Annotated in this window: 21 protein-coding genes; 12 read left to right on the forward strand and 9 right to left on the reverse strand. The window is 25.7% G+C overall.

Going from position 1 to position 16,714, the window contains the following annotated elements; all coding sequences use genetic code 11:
* Positions 1 to 153: 153 nt before the first annotated feature.
* Entirely contained in the window at positions 154 to 801 is a 648-nt protein-coding gene (locus WC356_00755; protein MFA5381668.1) for a hypothetical protein, read from the forward strand.
* Here the strand turns inward: WC356_00755 and WC356_00760 are convergent.
* The gene (locus tag WC356_00760) at positions 793 to 1,194 is read right to left on the reverse strand and encodes a putative metallopeptidase (protein ID MFA5381669.1); all 402 of its coding nucleotides are present in this window, start codon (positions 1,192 to 1,194) and stop codon (positions 793 to 795) included. The two genes, WC356_00755 and WC356_00760, sit on opposite strands and share 9 nt — an antisense overlap.
* A 51-nt stretch (positions 1,195 to 1,245) precedes the next feature.
* On the opposite strand from WC356_00760, the gene WC356_00765 reads away from it, so the two are divergent.
* On the forward strand, positions 1,246 to 1,923 hold the full coding sequence (locus WC356_00765; protein ID MFA5381670.1) for a hypothetical protein: 678 nt from the start codon (positions 1,246 to 1,248) through the stop codon (positions 1,921 to 1,923).
* On the opposite strand, the gene WC356_00770 is transcribed toward WC356_00765, so the two are convergent.
* Positions 1,920 to 2,219: a metal-sulfur cluster assembly factor gene (locus WC356_00770; protein MFA5381671.1), complete on the reverse strand. Its 300-nt coding sequence runs from the start codon at positions 2,217 to 2,219 to the stop codon at positions 1,920 to 1,922. The two genes, WC356_00765 and WC356_00770, sit on opposite strands and share 4 nt — an antisense overlap.
* Positions 2,220 to 2,281: 62 nt before the next feature.
* Between WC356_00770 and cysS the strand changes: the two genes are divergently transcribed.
* Positions 2,282 to 3,679: a cysteine--tRNA ligase gene (gene cysS / locus WC356_00775; GenBank protein MFA5381672.1), complete on the forward strand. Its 1,398-nt coding sequence runs from the start codon at positions 2,282 to 2,284 to the stop codon at positions 3,677 to 3,679.
* A 227-nt stretch (positions 3,680 to 3,906) separates the two neighbouring features.
* Here cysS and WC356_00780 read toward each other — a convergent pair whose 3' ends face one another.
* Both WC356_00780 and WC356_00785 read right to left on the reverse strand, forming a co-directional pair.
* Entirely contained in the window at positions 3,907 to 4,374 is a 468-nt protein-coding gene (locus WC356_00780) for a metal-dependent hydrolase (GenBank protein MFA5381673.1), read from the reverse strand.
* 11 nt (positions 4,375 to 4,385) lie between these two features.
* Complete coding sequence (locus WC356_00785) at positions 4,386 to 4,868, reverse strand: hypothetical protein (protein MFA5381674.1); 483 nt, start codon at positions 4,866 to 4,868, stop codon at positions 4,386 to 4,388.
* Between the two features lie 61 nt (positions 4,869 to 4,929).
* On the opposite strand from WC356_00785, the gene WC356_00790 reads away from it, so the two are divergent.
* On the forward strand, positions 4,930 to 7,104 hold the full coding sequence (locus tag WC356_00790) for a fibronectin type III domain-containing protein (GenBank protein MFA5381675.1): 2,175 nt from the start codon (positions 4,930 to 4,932) through the stop codon (positions 7,102 to 7,104).
* Here WC356_00790 and WC356_00795 read toward each other — a convergent pair.
* Positions 7,101 to 8,096, reverse strand: coding sequence for a polyprenyl synthetase family protein (locus WC356_00795; protein ID MFA5381676.1), 996 nt, complete (start codon positions 8,094 to 8,096; stop codon positions 7,101 to 7,103). The genes WC356_00790 and WC356_00795 overlap by 4 nt on opposite strands.
* An 80-nt stretch (positions 8,097 to 8,176) precedes the next feature.
* Between WC356_00795 and WC356_00800 the strand changes: the two genes are divergently transcribed.
* The gene (locus WC356_00800) at positions 8,177 to 8,425 is read left to right on the forward strand and encodes a PRC-barrel domain-containing protein (protein MFA5381677.1); all 249 of its coding nucleotides are present in this window, start codon (positions 8,177 to 8,179) and stop codon (positions 8,423 to 8,425) included.
* 65 nt (positions 8,426 to 8,490) lie between these two features.
* On the opposite strand, the gene WC356_00805 is transcribed toward WC356_00800, so the two are convergent.
* A complete protein-coding gene (locus tag WC356_00805) occupies positions 8,491 to 8,721 on the reverse strand; it encodes a hypothetical protein (GenBank protein ID MFA5381678.1) in 231 nt (76 codons plus the stop codon).
* Positions 8,722 to 8,912: 191 nt separating this feature from the next.
* Here WC356_00805 and WC356_00810 point away from each other — a divergent pair, with 191 nt between their 5' ends.
* From WC356_00810 to WC356_00825, 4 genes are read left to right on the forward strand one after another with little or no spacing between them, the layout of a single operon-like run.
* Positions 8,913 to 10,307, forward strand: coding sequence for a hypothetical protein (locus tag WC356_00810; GenBank protein ID MFA5381679.1), 1,395 nt, complete (start codon positions 8,913 to 8,915; stop codon positions 10,305 to 10,307).
* Positions 10,308 to 10,342: 35 nt separating this feature from the next.
* Positions 10,343 to 11,092 carry an RAD55 family ATPase gene (locus WC356_00815; GenBank protein ID MFA5381680.1) on the forward strand — a complete coding sequence of 250 codons (750 nt, stop codon included), beginning with the start codon at positions 10,343 to 10,345 and terminating at the stop codon, positions 11,090 to 11,092.
* 34 nt (positions 11,093 to 11,126) lie between these two features.
* The gene (locus WC356_00820; protein MFA5381681.1) at positions 11,127 to 11,492 is read left to right on the forward strand and encodes a roadblock/LC7 domain-containing protein; all 366 of its coding nucleotides are present in this window, start codon (positions 11,127 to 11,129) and stop codon (positions 11,490 to 11,492) included.
* A 4-nt stretch (positions 11,493 to 11,496) separates the two neighbouring features.
* On the forward strand, positions 11,497 to 12,363 hold the full coding sequence (locus WC356_00825) for a ribonuclease Z (GenBank protein ID MFA5381682.1): 867 nt from the start codon (positions 11,497 to 11,499) through the stop codon (positions 12,361 to 12,363).
* Here WC356_00825 and WC356_00830 read toward each other — a convergent pair.
* Both WC356_00830 and WC356_00835 read right to left on the reverse strand, forming a co-directional pair.
* A complete protein-coding gene (locus tag WC356_00830) occupies positions 12,346 to 12,966 on the reverse strand; it encodes a hypothetical protein (protein ID MFA5381683.1) in 621 nt (206 codons plus the stop codon). The two genes, WC356_00825 and WC356_00830, sit on opposite strands and share 18 nt — an antisense overlap.
* Positions 12,967 to 13,025: 59 nt before the next feature.
* Positions 13,026 to 13,427 carry a hypothetical protein gene (locus WC356_00835; protein MFA5381684.1) on the reverse strand — a complete coding sequence of 134 codons (402 nt, stop codon included), beginning with the start codon at positions 13,425 to 13,427 and terminating at the stop codon, positions 13,026 to 13,028.
* Positions 13,428 to 13,479: 52 nt separating this feature from the next.
* Here WC356_00835 and WC356_00840 point away from each other — a divergent pair, with 52 nt between their 5' ends.
* The 3 genes from WC356_00840 to WC356_00850 are packed head-to-tail and all read left to right on the forward strand — an operon-like array spanning position 13,480 to position 16,144.
* Positions 13,480 to 14,310 (forward strand): hypothetical protein, encoded by an 831-nt coding sequence (locus WC356_00840; GenBank protein MFA5381685.1) that lies wholly within the window; start codon positions 13,480 to 13,482, stop codon positions 14,308 to 14,310.
* 1 nt (position 14,311) lies between these two features.
* Entirely contained in the window at positions 14,312 to 15,748 is a 1,437-nt protein-coding gene (locus WC356_00845; protein MFA5381686.1) for a phenylalanine--tRNA ligase subunit alpha, read from the forward strand.
* A 12-nt stretch (positions 15,749 to 15,760) separates the two neighbouring features.
* On the forward strand, positions 15,761 to 16,144 hold the full coding sequence (locus WC356_00850) for a zinc-ribbon domain-containing protein (protein ID MFA5381687.1): 384 nt from the start codon (positions 15,761 to 15,763) through the stop codon (positions 16,142 to 16,144).
* A gap of 24 nt (positions 16,145 to 16,168) precedes the next feature.
* On the opposite strand, the gene WC356_00855 is transcribed toward WC356_00850, so the two are convergent.
* On the reverse strand, positions 16,169 to 16,681 hold the full coding sequence (locus WC356_00855; GenBank protein MFA5381688.1) for an MBL fold metallo-hydrolase: 513 nt from the start codon (positions 16,679 to 16,681) through the stop codon (positions 16,169 to 16,171).
* Positions 16,682 to 16,714 lie beyond the last annotated feature (33 nt).

Here is a 16,714-nt window from a genome sequence, read left to right on the forward strand (position 1 = left end):
GAAGAAGGGACTAGGGTTGGCTGGGATTTAATAGGCATCATATTATTTATATTTGCTTATGGATATATTATGGTATTTTCTTGGTTAATTGCTTTTTATAAAGAATTAACTTTTGCAGAAAAATCTTGGGAAACTAGATAAGGGGGTAATAAAATGGGGAGAAAATTCAGTTGGAATGTATATGCTTCTGTTTTTGTAATTACATTACTTTTATTCTTAATCGGTGTTTATATTGGTGTAAAATTAAATGAATTATTTCTAATTGATTTTAGCAAAGAGATGGAAACTTTAAATCTTAAAATGAATTCTTATGAATTATTATTTTTATTAGATAACTCCTCTATGTCTTGTGAATTATATTCAGAATATGTAAATAACTTTGATACTGAAACCTCAAATTTTGGGGCAAATTTAGAATATATGGAGCAACATCAAGGAATTGAAGATAGAGAATTAAAAATGAATTATTTTGAATTAGAAACAAGAGATTATCTGATTTCACAAAAAATGATAGGCGCTTGTGATATAAATCAATCAATTATTTTGTACTTTTATTCAAATACAAATTGTTCTTTGTGTAAAGAACAAGGTTTTGAACTTGACAAATTAAAAAAACAGGTTAATATAAATAATCAAACAAACGTGCGCACATACACATATGATGGAGATTACAATGAAAGCGCAGTTATAAGGGCGCTTAAAAAAGAATTTGAAATATCAGAATACCCAACAATAATTATAAATGGGGAAAAATATGAAGGATTAAGGCGCGTCCAAGAAATAAAAAATAAATTAATCTAAAAACTGGATTCTTTCTTTTATGCGCTTTTGATATTCTTTGTATATTTTATTAACCGTCCTATCATCTACGCGCCCGCCATTATATTTATGATTTCTTAAAGCGCCTGAGAAAGTAAGAGGGATATGTAAAATTTCATGTAAAATAACTTTTTCCTTTTCTTCATCAGATAATTTATCAAAATGCTCAGATAATACTTCAATAACATAAAATGGCTTAACTTCAAGTGCTTCCTGCCATATAGTAGGAAAATTCCAAATACGCGCATAAGCATTAGCTTGAGAACCATAAGAACGCATACAAATTATTCTTGACTCATTAATATGCCCAAAAGGAAGATTATCTAATAACTGTTCTGCAATTTGCTGAATATCTAAAGCTTTCTCATATTTCATAACCTAATTTAAACTTAAATGTTTAAATAATGTTTCTGTTTAAATAACATAATGAACTTATTTGAATCATTAAAAAATTTAATAACAAAAAATAAAATAAAAACAAAGAATTTACCAAAACTTAAAGTTAAATCTGAAAATGATGCATTATGGATATTAAATAATATTAAATCTCCATATGAATTTGATAATACAGAAATCATTGAAACAACTAAACCAGAAAAGATTGTTTGTGAGGAAATAATAACAAAACCAATAGAAAAAAAAGAAATAAATAAAAAAACAATAGAAAAAAATATAAAATATGAAATAAAAGAGCAATTAAAAGAAGAAAAAGAGAAGGTATTAGAAGAAAAACCAAAGGATCAACCAAATAAAGAAGAGTTAGTAAAAAGTGAAGAATTGGTAAAAAAATTTATTTCAGAAATATCAAAGGGCCCAGGAAAATATGATATAAAAACAATAGAAACTTGTGTTATTGAAGCAGAAAACTTAAATATAAACATAAGGTCCTGTGAATTAATAAAAAATTTAATTGAAAAACAAATAAATATATTAGAAAAAAAAGGCTCAGGAAATCATTGGAAAGAAGAATACACAGATATGGTCCAAGATCTTAGTATCTTATTTTTAACCCCTTATACTCATTCAAAACTTTTGGGGGATAATCAAGAACAAATAAATAAGTTAAGACAAAGAGTGAGAGAATTAAATAGAAATTACTGTTAAACTTCCATATTTTTCCTGAATTCTGAATTTATCATATTTGGTGTCCATTTTACATCATATGATATATCTATTACAACTTCTTTAACTCCTTTAATTTCTTTTATATTCTCTTCAATTTTTTGAGCAATAAGTTGTTTCATTGGACAGGCATGTGTTGTAAAAGTCATTTTAATATATACATTAAATTCATTTTGAATTTTAATATCTAAAATCAAACCTAAATCATAAACACTAATTGGAATGTGTGGATCAAAAACTGTTTTTAATTTTTCAATTACTTGTTCTTTTGTTACCATATATTTATTTACTATACAAATATTTAAATAGATAAACTAATAAGAGATATTTGTGATTTTTAATGTTTAAAATATATAATACCTTAACAAGAAAAATTGAAGAATTCAAACCAATTAATGAAAAAAAGGTTGGAATTTACACATGCGGCCCAACAGTTTATAATTTTGCGCATATTGGAAACATGAGAACTTATATTTTTGAAGATTTGTTAAAAAGATGGTTAATTTACAAAGGGTATGAAATACTTCATATTATGAACATTACAGATGTTGATGATAAAACAATAAGAGATTCACAAAAAGAAGGCATTTCACTTGAAGAATTCACAACTAAATATACTGAGGCTTTTTTTAAAGATATTAAAACACTTAACATTCTACTTGCAGATTATTATCCATGTGCAACAGAAACCATTCCAGAAATGGTAGAAATAATAAAAAAACTTATTGAAAAAGGATATGCATATCAAGGAGAAGACAAATGCTGGTATTTTTCAGTTGAAAAATTTAAGGAATATGGAAAATTAGCACACATAAATATAAACGAACTCAAAGCAGGGGCACGTGTTAACCAAGACGAATATGAAAAAGAGCAAGTCGCAGATTTTGCACTTTGGAAGGCATGGGATGAAAAAGATGGAAATGTTTATTGGGAAACAGAACTTGGAAAAGGAAGACCGGGCTGGCACATTGAATGCTCTGCCATGAGCTCAAAGTACCTCGGCAATCATTTTGATATTCATTGTGGGGGAGTTGATAATATGTTTCCTCACCATGAAAACGAGATTGCACAAAGCGAGGCAGCAAATGATGAAAAATTTGTTAATTATTGGATGCACTCTGAACATTTGATTGTTGAAGGAAAAAAAATGAGTAAATCAGCAGGTAATTTTTATACACTTCGTGACCTGTTTGATAAAGGATATGATCCAAGAGCAATAAGGTGGCTCCTGCTTTCAACACATTACCGAGAACAGCTTAACTTCACGTTTGACTCGCTGAAAAGTGCAAAAGAAACAGTACAAAATATTGATCTTTTCATTCAAAGAAGTATGCTAAAAGAAAAAGAAGTTGAGGAAGGAGAAACTAGGGAAATTAATATTTTTATTGATGAAGCAAAGAAAGGTTTTGAAGAAGCAATGGATAATGATCTACAAATATCACAGGCACTCCCATTTGTTTTTGGATTTATGAATAAAATTAATTCAAAAATTAATTCAATGAAAAAACAGGATTTCACAAAGGTTTTGGATTTCTTAAAAGAAATAGATTCTGTTTTGGGAATAATGGAATTTAAATTACCTGAACTTTCTAATGAAATTGAAATATTAGTAAATCAAAGAGATAAAGCACGTACAGAAAAAGATTGGACTACTTCAGATAAAATACGTGATCAATTAATTAAAATGGGTTATGAAGTACAAGATGAAAATGGGAAAACTAGAATTTTTAAAAAATAATGATTTACAACGAAGAACTTCCTTTGCCTAAAGGCAAAGGTATAGTTCATTCGTGTTGAGCTATGCTCAACATATGTCCAAAACCTTTAGTTTTGAACATTGTTGTAAATATATCAAATTCGGCAATTCCTTTGACATTTTTAATGTCAAAACTTAACATTTTCAAAAGAAAATGTTAATCCTCCAACACCTAAAGGTGTTGGTTTCCTTGCCGAATTTTATATGAATTAAATAAGTTTGAAACATCTATCTGCTAGGAGATGGGAAAAATAACCAACTAAACCAGCTAATAAAAATATAAAATCAAATACAAAATATAAGATAACTGCGTAAACTCCAATTGCAAAAAAAGTATGCGTAATACCTCTGTGTTTTGGCCTTATAAACGCACTTAAACCTAACCAAGCAAAACAAAAAACAGCAGAAAAAAATACAAAACTAATTATAGAAGATAATGAAAAATCCTTTAAAAAAAGATTAAAAGAAAACAGAATTAATAAAATAAAAATAGCACCATTCAATAAATTTGTTCCTTTACTTTTTGGATGATCTAAATCTGGAATTAAAGCACTAACGGTTCCAATAATTAAAAAAATAATTAATTGGTTTATATTTTTTATATATTCAGGAAATAAAAAATAAGCAATAATTAAACATAAACAAAATCCAACAATTAGATGATTAATATAATTCATTTAATCACATATTATTTTTCCAATTTATATATCATATCTTTTATTTTAGAAACATAAAAATCTTCGTTTTCTTGATTAAAATCTACTTTTTTAGCAAAATCGATTATTTCAAAATATTTATTACCTAATTCCATTTTATAAAAAATATATTCCTCGTCATCTACACATCCCAATTCATACAAAATAGCTAAATCTTTAAGCTGTTTTAAAACTGCTCTTGCTTTTGGAGATAAATTCTTTGACGGACTCCCCCTAATTATAGATAAGATATGCAAAATAACCATTAGAATTTTATGTTTTATTTTTGAAGTTATTGTTTTTTCTGAAGAATTTTGTCTTAATTTATTTAATATTTTTTCGTTTTCTTTTAAAGGTTCTAAATATGTTATTTCTTCAAAAAAATGTTTATCAAAAATCTGTGTGGATTCCTCTAAAGATTCAGAAAATTCTTCTTTTTTATTGCTCTTCTTTTCTTTTTGCCTTATCTCTGGCATTTAAATCCCAAATATATTCAAAAAGGAAAAATATAAAAAGGATTGTTGTCTAATCTTTAATATGTTTGAAGAAGAAGGAAGTCACTATTGGTTATTAGCTATTGTTTTTATTGGAGCAATCTTAATAATTTCAGCACTTTATTTTGCAGGTATAATAAGGCCTTCCTCTGCACCAGAAGCACCAAAAAATATAAATATAATACAAATATCAAATACCATAAAAATAACTTGGTTAAAATCTATTTCTCCAGATCTTCTTGGTTATAATATATATAGAAGCAAACAAGTTGGAGCAATAGGAGAAAAATTAAATTTAGAACCCATAAATACAACAGAATATATTGATTCTTCACTAATAGAAGATGGCACTTATTTTTATTTAATAAAAGCAGTAAATCAAGTTGGTATTGAAGATACTGGTTTTTTACAAAATTCATATTATTATGATACTCTCCCCCCAACAAAAACAAAAATACAAATTAACCAAGGAGAGAAATACACAAACAATAATAGAATAAAATTATATGTTGAATCTTTAGATAGTGATATGTGTAGATATAAAAACGAAAATCTAGATTGGTCTGATTTTAGTTTATATACTTTAGTTAAAGAATGGGAATTAATAAATGAAGAAGGATTAAGAAGAGTGTATTATCAATGTCAAGATAAAAATCAAAATTTAGGCCCGATTGTTAATGCATCAATTTGGTTAGATAAAACAAAACCAGAAATTAATTTCAATACTTATTTGGAAACTTACTTTAATATTGAAGATGAAATAAATTTTGAAATACAGGTTTCAGACAATTATCAAAATTTAATTGAATGTTTTGTTCTGCTAAATTCTCAAGAAATTGATAAAAAAAGTCAAATATATAATATTTCACCAATTAATTTTTCGTTTTCAATAGCTAAACAAGATGTTGGAAATTATACATTAAATTTAATATGCAAAGACGAAGCAGGTAATGAAAACATAATTGAAAAAGAATTTTTTGTAACTGAAGAAGAATATAAATCAAAATATATAAATATTTTAATTAATCAAAATTCATCACAAACAAATTCAAGAGATGTTAAATTGTATTTATCTTCTACTGTCAATAATATTGAAAAATGTAGATTTAGAAACGAATTAAGAACTTGGTCAGATTTAGAATTTTTTAATAATATAATTGATTGGACATTAATAAATGAAGAAGGAACAAGAACGGTTTATGTTGAGTGTTTTGATATTAATAATAAAAGTTTGGGAATTAACTGGGATATTATAGAATATAAAAAATCTAGTAATGGTGGGGACACAACCACATATAAAGACGTTCCAAAAAATTTAAATATTAAAATAAATGGAGGAAAAGAATGTACAAATACTTTTGAAAATAAATTATATTTATCTGCAGAGTATGCAAATTTATGTAGATTTAAAAATGAGGGTGAAATTAATTGGACAAAATGGGAAAATTATAGAAATTCAAAAAATTGGGATATCTCTGGTGGTTCTGAAATAAATGAAGGAACACATGAAATATTTTATCAATGTAAAAATGATTATGGTGAATCTCAAATAGTTTCAACTTCAATTATTTATGATATTACCCCTCCAGAAGGAGAAATTAGATTATTCGGAGAACAAGAAGAAAATGGAAAAATAAAATTAAGTTGGTTTGGTCTTGGTTTAAACGAAGAAAATATAGAATTTAATATATATAGAAAAGGAACATTAATAGATAGAGATTTTTCCTTAGTTAAAACAGAAGAAACAAATTATTGGATTGATGAAAATACAAAAAATGAGCAAGAATATTCTTATTATATTAAACTTGTTGATTGTGCTGGAAATTTAGGTACTGAAACAAGTGATATTATCTCTATTGTTGCAGATTCAGAAGAACCAAATATCGAAATAGAAAACCCATATGAAGGAGAATCATTTGATGAAATAAATATTGATTTAGAATTTTATGTTGAAGATAATATATCTGAATTACTTGAATGTCAATATAAAGCAGGAGGAAATAAAAAAGATTTGGGGGCTTTTTCAGTTGATCAAACACACCAAAAATCAATAAAATTAACTACAAATTCAGGAATTGCTTTTGGAGAAGAAGAAATAACTATTTATTTATATTGTACAGACGAAGCAGGTAATGAAAAACAAGATTCAGTTGAAATAATTTATATTCATGATTCCTTAGTACCAGAAATTCCAGAAGGCCCAGGAGATGCAAGTTAAAACTCTCTATTAATAAAAAATTCACCCAACGCAATTAATTTATATTTAGCATCCGAATCCTTAACTTCTTTTTTTAATTTTTCTTTTTCTTTTAAAACTATTTTTTTTGCAAATTGTTTAGCATAATTTATTGAATTATATTTTTCAAATAATTTAACAACTTTATTTATTTTCTCTTCATCTTTTGTGTGAGCATCTAAGGTTTTTGTTAAAAAATTTCTTTCTTCTGAATTGCATTTTTCTAAAGTATGAATAACTATTAGTGTTCTTTTACCTTCTGTTATATCTCCTCTTAATACTTTTTGGAATTTTGTGTTATCACCCACAATATCTAAAATGTCATCTTGTATTTGAAATGCAATTCCTACAGCTAAGCCAAAATCTTTTAAAGTTTTAATTTCTTTTTCTGTTCCATTACCTAAAAAAGCACCCAATTCACAAGCACCTGCAATTAATGCACCTGTTTTTCCTTTAACCATCATTAAATAATCTTCTTCTGTTAAATTCCAAATATTATTTGTGAACCAACCAATTTCATATCCTTGACCATCCAAAACCCCCTTAAATGCTTTATTATATATATTTATTGTTTTTTGCAATTTATTTTCTGGGATTTTTGCGTCTTCGATTGCTTTCCAAACATAATCAAATAAACCATCTCCTGCATTAATTGCAAGAGGTATTCCATATTTAATATGTAAACAAGGTTTTCCTCTTCTTTTAAGAGAATCATCTTCAATATCATCGTGTATTAAAGTGAAATTGTGAAATAATTCAAAAGCTGCTGCTGCTTTCTGTATATTTTTATAATCACTACCAACTGCCCTACAGCATAATAAAGTCATTAATGGTCTAAATCGTTTGCCTCCAAGATCTAAAAATTCCCATATTAAAGAATAAACTTCTTCTGGTTTTTCGTTTCTAGGTATTATTTTTTCCATTTCTTGATTAATTTCTGGAGCTCTTTGAGCTAAAAGTTCTAAAATATCCATATTTTGAATTTTAAGCAGTTATATATAAAAGGTTTTCTTTTTTAATAAATAATGATTTAAATCAAAACAAAGGTGAGAAAATGGCGTCAAAAATATCTAATATATATGGAATGGACATTTATACAGACGGAGGAAGCTTTTTAGGAAGAGTCCAAGATATAATAATAGACTTGGAAAAAGGAGAAGTTGTTAGATTAACAATGGAACCCTTAAATTTTTTAGTTTCAAAAGAAGAAGCTATGAGAATTCTCAAAGAAAAAAGCATTCTTTATAAAAGTGTAAGATCTGTAGAAGATGTTGTGATTGTAAGTAAGGTTGGTGGAGAATAAATCCCACCCACCCCACACTTCCACTATTCTTAATTTTTTGTTTTTTTGTCTTTAATTTTATATTTTTATAATTCTATTATCTCTTCTGTTTTTATTTTATAAATTTTTAAATATCTAATAAAATTATTAAAAAAGAAATCTGCTTGGTGTTCTAATTCGTCTGGTATTAATAATGTTGATTTAGTTAAATATTTACAATGTGAAATTGCTGATTTTTTGAAATAATAATAAAATCTTCTTTTAATTTTATTATAATTTTCTGGTTCTGTTATTATATCATAAAAATAAATAAACATATGTAACTATGGTTACATAATATTTATAATTATTTTTATTATTTATTATGAGAATTATGGGGTCAGTACACTCCCACCCCCACAACCCCAATATAATAAAATAATCACAATTCCTACACAATAACATAACCTTTTAAATATAATATATAATTATAATTATGTAAATAAAATTAATTTTAAGGTGATTTATAATGAAAAAAATATTATTAATTTCTTTATTTATTTTCTCGACTTTCTTGTTTTTCGGATGCACAGAAAATAATACAGAAACCCAAAATATAACCGAAAACAATCCAATTTTATATATATTTTATGATCCAACTTGGAATTTAAGTATTTATGAAGAATTATCTGTTAATTTAAAAGAAAAACTTCCAGGTTTACAAATAGAAAAAAAATGTATTGATATTAAAAAATATACTGAAAATATTTCCTCAAATTCAGAACAGATATGTGTAGAAGGAATTGGTTATTTAAAATATAATGAAAATATGCAATTACTTAATAAAGCAAAAATTACTTCTTCCCCCTTTGTTTTATCTATAAACAATAGAACACAAGAACTTGTTTTTACACCAGTTACTTCTGCGTTTGCTAATTCAATTTGTTTAATTAATAATTCAATATCTGGTTGTGATAATTTAGAACAAATAAAAGAAACACCAACCATAATTGTTGCAAATAACTCACAAGAAATAAATTATGAAGAAACAGTTTCTTTCTTTAAAATAATGGGACTTCCACTTCAAACAGATAATATTCTTAATTATAATACTGAAGAAGCAAAACAAATTTATGAATTAAATGAAATAACAGAAGCACCTTTCTTATTAATAAAACAAGCAGACACAGCTAATTTAGATGAAGAACAAAAATTTTTATTAGAACAATTTATTTTAATGGGTTATTTTGAAAAAACAAAGAATAATGATTTAGTACTTTATTTACCCGGCGAAAAAATATATGTTGGATCAAAATATACTGATTTAAATTTAGAACTTTTTATCATGTCATATTGTCCATATGGTTTACAAGCACAAAAAGCAGTTCTTCCAGTTAAAGAATTATTTGGGGATGAATTAAATTTATCCATTAAATTTGTAGATTATATAATGCATGGTACAAAAGAGATTGACGAAAATAATTTACAATATTGTTTACAAGAAGAACACCCACTTGTTTTTTGGGATTATTTAGATTGTTTCACTGTTTCTGGAGAATCTGAATCATGTTTAAATGAAATAAATCTTACATTGTATGATTTAGAAAAATGTATAAATAATTTAAATACAGAATATGAAACGTATATTTTATATGAAGATAAATCTACATGGTTAAATGGATATTATCCATTATATTTAATCAATAAAGAAGAGAATGATTTATATGATGTTAAAGGTTCACCAACGTTTGTTTTTAATGGAAAACAATTTAGTTGGCCAAGATCACCAGAAGGAATCAAACAAGGAATATGTAATTTATTAGAAAACCCCCCAGAAGTGTGTAATCAATCTTTATCCACTTCTCCTTCCTCAACAGGTTTTGGTGGAGGAACAACATCAACTTCTTCCGGCTCTTGTGGATAAGCCACATTTTTATTTTTATCCTTTTTTATTTTATTATGGTTTTTGAATTACCGCCCATGGGACCCAAAGTTGGAATATACACGATTTCTCCAGATATTAAAAAATTAAGTTTAGGAAATAAAAAATTAGATATTTTTTTAGAAGGTGGATTAAATATTAGGTCTAATAATTTAATAATAAGCCCGCCAGGAGAAGAAAAAATTGTATTTGGATTACAATTTATTAACGAAGGATTAAAAAATGGAGAGCCAGGAATATTTATTACCACTAATTACCTACCTTTAGAAATAGAAAAAATAGCAGAAAAATATAATTGGAATTTTAAATCAAACGAAAATATAAATTTATTAAAATTTATTGATTGTTATTCCTGGACTGTGGGTAAAACAATAGATATTAATAGAAAGGACATATTTATTCAGGGACCAAATGCATTAAATGATCTTTCAATTGCTTTATCAGAAGTAGTTTCTTCTTTATCAAAACCAAATAAACCAATACGTGTTTGTATAAGTTCTTTATCTTCTTTTTTATTATATGTTGAAAAAGACACTTTATTTAAGTTTTTACAAGTAATTGGGGCAAAATTTAAGACTATGGGGGCAACCTCCCTTTTTCTTTTAGATGAGGGGATGCATGATGAAAAAACAATCACAACCTTAAAACATTTATCAGATGAAATAATTTATTTAAAAAAAGAAAACAAACAATTATTTTTAGATAAAGATTCATTAACAGAAAAAATTAAGATACAACTAACTGAAAAAGGATTAATAGTTTTATAAGAGTATTTATATATCTTTTTTTTATAATTTAATTATGGAATTAACAGAAAAATTAGAAGAAGTATTGAATGATTTAAATAATAATCCAAACATTTTTGCTAGTTTAGTTATCAGAAAAGATGGATTATTTTTAGCTTTTTTATCTAAAGTTGATTATATCAATAAAAATATAGCAGTATCTTTAGCAACTATATATAATACTTTTGAACAAACAAGTGAAGAATTAAAAACAGGACAATTATCATATTTACTAATAAAAGCAGAAAATAAAAACATATTTTTTATTGAAATTTCAAAAGACATTATTTTAGTTTTATTTTTAAATACTGCTTCGAATATTAATGAAATATATTCTGAATCTAATATAATTTCTAAAAAAATATTAGAAATTTTAAGTTGATTTTATGAAAATAGTTGTTTTAGGTTCCTCAGGAGCAATTCCAACGAAACAAAGGAATTTACCAAGCATAGCTTTAATTTATGAAAGCGAAATTTTATTGTTTGATTGTGGTGAAGGAACACAAAGACAGATGATGAAGTATAATTTAAATTATTCAAAAGTCAGTAAAATTTTTATTTCTCACCTGCATTTAGATCATTATTTGGGGGTTTTTGGTATTTTAGAAACTGCAAATTTAATAAATCGAGAAACACCAATAAAAATTTTTGGACCCCAAGGAATTCAACAGATTTTCGGAAAATATAAATCCGCAGAAATAATTGAACTAAATGAGAATAAAGAAATTTTTGAAAATAAAAAATATTTTATTTCTGCATTTAAATTAAAACATAATATCCCTTTATGTTTAGGTTATTTATTTAAAGAAAAAAGCAAAATCAAATTTTATGAAGAAAAAGCAAAAAAAGTTGGTTTAAAAGGACAGCAATTTACAGAAATACAAAATAAAGGTAAATTAAAAATTGATAATAAAGTAATAAAATTATCTGATATCTCATATACAAAAGAAGGAAAAAAGATTGTTTTTGTTGCAGACACCCTTCCCATTGACACAGCCATAAAATATAGTAAAGATGCAGATTTATTAATACATGAAGCAACATATCTTTCTTCTTTAGAAAAAGAAGCAAAAGAAAATTTTCATTCAACAGCTAAGCAAGCAGCAGAAATAGCAAAAAAAGCTAATGTCAAAAAATTATTATTATTTCATATAAGTCAAAGACATAAAAACCCACAGGAATTAGAAAAAGAAGCAAAAAAAGTATTTAAAAACACAATATGTTCAAAAGATGGGTTAGTACTTGAAATTTAAAAAATCAATCACAAAAACATCTATTTCAGTTGGATTATCTTTTTGACATATAATAATATCTTTTTTATCAAAAACAAGGCCTTTACCTCCAAAATACTTTAAATTATTCCAAATGTGTTCTAATCTAGTATATATTATTTTTAATTTTTCTTTTGTTAATTCTGTATTATTTGGTTGGGTATATTTTGTTCTTTTTTTACAAATAGTTGGATAATATAATAAAGGATCAATTAGTATTGGAAAGTATGATACGCCTTCCCTTAATTTTCCAATAATATTTTTATATACTTCAAAATCTAAAAAATCAATATTTAAATTTATTTGTTCTTTATCTATAATTATTCTTCCTTCTTTTTCAGAAATTTCATTTTGTTCTCTTCTTAACGTATCAAACATTCTTTTTTTATCTAAACTTTTTATATATTCCTTTCCCCCAAGTGTATTATCTCCTTTTTTTGAAATCTGTAATATTATTTCATCTATGTGGAATACAAAAAAATCTAAATTAAATGTTTCCATTTTTAATCCAAAAGGAGGTTTTTGAGTTTCACTAACTTTAATATCTACAGTATTAAATTCATCCACTTTTATCCTATTTCGCACAATATAATATGAACTTTAAATATTTAAGTCTTTTGTTTAATAAAAAAAGAAAAAAAAGATTAAGCTTTTGCTGTTCCTGCCCCTTTAGCCAAACTAATTCTTGGTGGAATCATAGGGGGGGATAAATTAACTGTTCTTACAACTAATGTTCCATTAGTTCCACAAGTATAATTAATACTGTTTAAAACTAATTCAGCAAATTCTTCTGGTAGTGTTTTTTTATCTTGCCAAGATTTAACAATATCTTTTGCTTTTTTAACATCTTCTTCTAAAAATATTTCACCACCAATTTTTAAGAAACCTACTTCATCTTCATATTTTGCGTTATATGTGTATGAAATTGTAATTTCTTTTCCATCTGCTTTTACGTTGTCTAATGCAATATTTATACTTAATCCTTTAATTGCATCTGGTTTTTCTCTCTTAGCTTCTACTGAATTTATTTTTCCGCCTTTAATCATAGCTACACCTCCAAATGTGAACCTTTTTAAATTATTTTTATGTAAATTCTTTATGATGATAAGTTTTAAATATGTTGTTTTTTCGCTTTTGTGCTTGATATTAGTTAGTTTTGCCTCTTTTACAATAAATTCTATTGATATTAGAGTTTATGTTCAAGAAGATGGCAGTGCTTCTGTAACAGAAGAATTTTCTATTTATATTCAAGGGAAAGAATCAATTGATTTATATGAAGATAGTTTAACTACTTTAGATAGAAATAATATTCAAAGCTGGATTTATAAATTACAATTACCAGATTTAGTTTATCATATTGGGGGGCAGTATGTTGATGTAGATAATTTTGTTATTTTACCAGAACCAGTTCAAAAAATTTATGAAGATGGATATACTAGAATTTCAATTACTTATGATATTTTAGAATCTAAAAATATAAACGCAGATGGTTCTTTGAATAATAGAGGGTTATTTATTTTAGAGAATATCAAACCAAGAACAACAAGATATATTTTAAACAAAAACGCATTTTTAAATTTAAATCAAAACGGAGATTTAATTTTACCCCAAAACACTAAATTAAATTTTTTAATTCCAGAAGGAGCAATAGTAACTAATTTATATCCATTAACAGATACATTAAGAGAAAGCCACCCTCCATTTTATACTTCTGCTATTTCATGGACAAAACCCATATTACCAAAATTAACCTTTGAATTTGAAATAGAAAGAACACTAGAATCAGAAATTATTGATTTTTTTAATTCTATTCAAGAGAATATTAATAAAAGTTTTAAAGGCCCAGAAGGACTTGCGTATGGTTTTCTTATTATTGCAGGCATAATTTCATTAATATATCTACATAAAATAAATAAAAGAGATGTATAATATGATACTTCAAAACTATGAAAGACAGATATTAAAATCTTTAGAACTTGTTAATACTCTTGATCAAATTAGTAGTGTAACCAATTTAAATAGAGATAAAATAACAAGGGCCCTTTATTGGTTAGCAGAAAATAACTTAATTGAAATAAAAGAAGAAAGTACTATAGAGATAAAACTAACTGAGGAAGCAGAAAATTATTTAAAAAACGGATTTCCAGAATTAAATGTTATTCAAAAAGCAATAAACAAAAAAAGAATGGACGAATTAACTAATGAAGAAAAAAGAATAGGTCTCGCTTGGGGGATTAAAAATAATTGGATAATTATAAAAGATGGGGTAATTACCCCCACATCAGAAGGATTAGAAGCATTAAATAAAAAATCAATAGTAAAAACTTGTGAGTATATATTGGAAAACAAAAAATTAGATGAATTTAGTAAAAACCATTTGTTAAAAAGAAATTTAATAATAGAAAAAACAAACAAGGAAATTTCTGCTATTTTAACAGAAAAAGGAAAGAAAGCAATTAAAGACCTTCCCAAAGAACAAGAAGAAATAAAGAATTTAACTCAACAGAATATTTTATCTGGAGAATGGAAGAAAAAGTATATTTTGCCCTATGATGTTACTATTGATTCTGAAGAGATTTATCCAGGTAAAAGACATATTTTAGCTTTATTTATGGAAAAAATAAAAGGAATATTTATAGAAATGGGTTTTGAAGAAATGGAAGGAGATATAATTCAATCTAGTTTTTGGAATTTTGATGCATTATTTCAGCCACAAGATCACCCAGCAAGAGAATTAGCAGATACTTTTTATTTAGAAGAAAATATTGTTCCTTTACCAGAAGATAAAGAATTAATTAAAAAGATTAAACAAGAACATGAAAAAGGATGGAAATATATGTGGGATATTAAAAAAGCAGAAAAGTCTGTTTTGAGAACACATACTACTTCTATAAGTTCTAAATATTTATATACAAAGGGAACTGATACAAAACCCAAAGCGTTTTTCTGTATTGGTAGAAATTATAGAAATGAAACTATTGATTACAAACATTTGGCTGAATTTTATCAAGTTGAAGGTATTGTGATTTCTGAAAACGCAACTTTCACACAATTATTAGGATTATTAAAAGAATTTTACAAGAAATTAGGTTTTGAAAAAATAAGATTTGTACCAGGCTATTTTCCATATACTGAACCCAGTGTTGAAGTTGAAGCATATTTTGAAGACAGAAAGGAATGGATAGAATTAGGGGGGGCAGGAATTTTTAGGCCAGAAGTATCTTTACCTTTATGTAATAAATATCCTGTTTTAGCTTGGGGTTTAAGTTTAGAACGGCCATTGATGTTGATGTATAATATATCAGACATACGTACGTTTTACAAAAATAATGTTTTATGGTTAAGACAAACAAAAAAAATATTTTAGGAGGGAAATATCATGAAAAAACAACATATTATTGGAGGAATTTTTATACTTATATTAGGAATAATTATTTATTTATCTACAACGCCAAGTGGTTTTTTTAATGCATATTCTATTTGTCAAACATTAAAAATTTTTGAACCTTGTTCAGAAACAGTAAATTGGTTGGGTATTATTTCAATAATTTTAATTTTGTTTGGAGTACTTGATTTTGTATATGGGATAGTAACTTCTTATAATATAACTGAAAAACAAGAAAAAATAGAAAAAACAAAATTTGTTAAAGAAATAGAAGAAAAAATTTATATTAGGTGCCCAAAATGTGGAGTAAAGAACGAAGAAAACACAAAATATTGTAAAGAATGCGGAGAACTACTACATAAAAAAGAATATTATTAAAATTTATTAATAAATTAAAAGTAATTAATAATTATGGCCAGGGAATAAATGTTCTATTTCTAATTTTTCTAATTTTTTTAATGAATTTTTTAAAAGTTCTTCATTACCACCAAGATCTGTTCTTGATTTTCCATTTTTAAATAACGTATCTCCAGAAAATAAGACTTTTCTATTTTTATCATATAAACAAATACTGCCTTTTGTATGTCCTGGTGTGTGTATAATATCTAAATCCCATTTTCCCCATTTTATATTTTCAAATTCTATTTCTTTTAATTTTTCTGGTACATACGAAAACTCAGTTTTTTCAAAATCATGTTTATGTAAAAAAACATTATCCCATTTTTTTTCAATTCCTTGTGTGTGGTCATAATGATTGTGAGTCAATATAGTTATTGTTGGTTTAAATCCAAAATAAATACTTCCATCGCCAGTATCAATAAGTAAATTTCCTTCTGGGCCTTTAAGTAGATAACAGACACAACAATATGGTGAACCGCTTAAAGCAGTTAAATCATTAAATTTTGTTAAGTCCATTGATAGTATTTAGAAGGAGCATATATTTAAACA

Source organism: Candidatus Micrarchaeia archaeon (genome assembly GCA_041653315.1).
In the GTDB taxonomy this organism is placed as follows: Archaea; Micrarchaeota; Micrarchaeia; order Anstonellales; family JAHKLY01; genus JAHKLY01.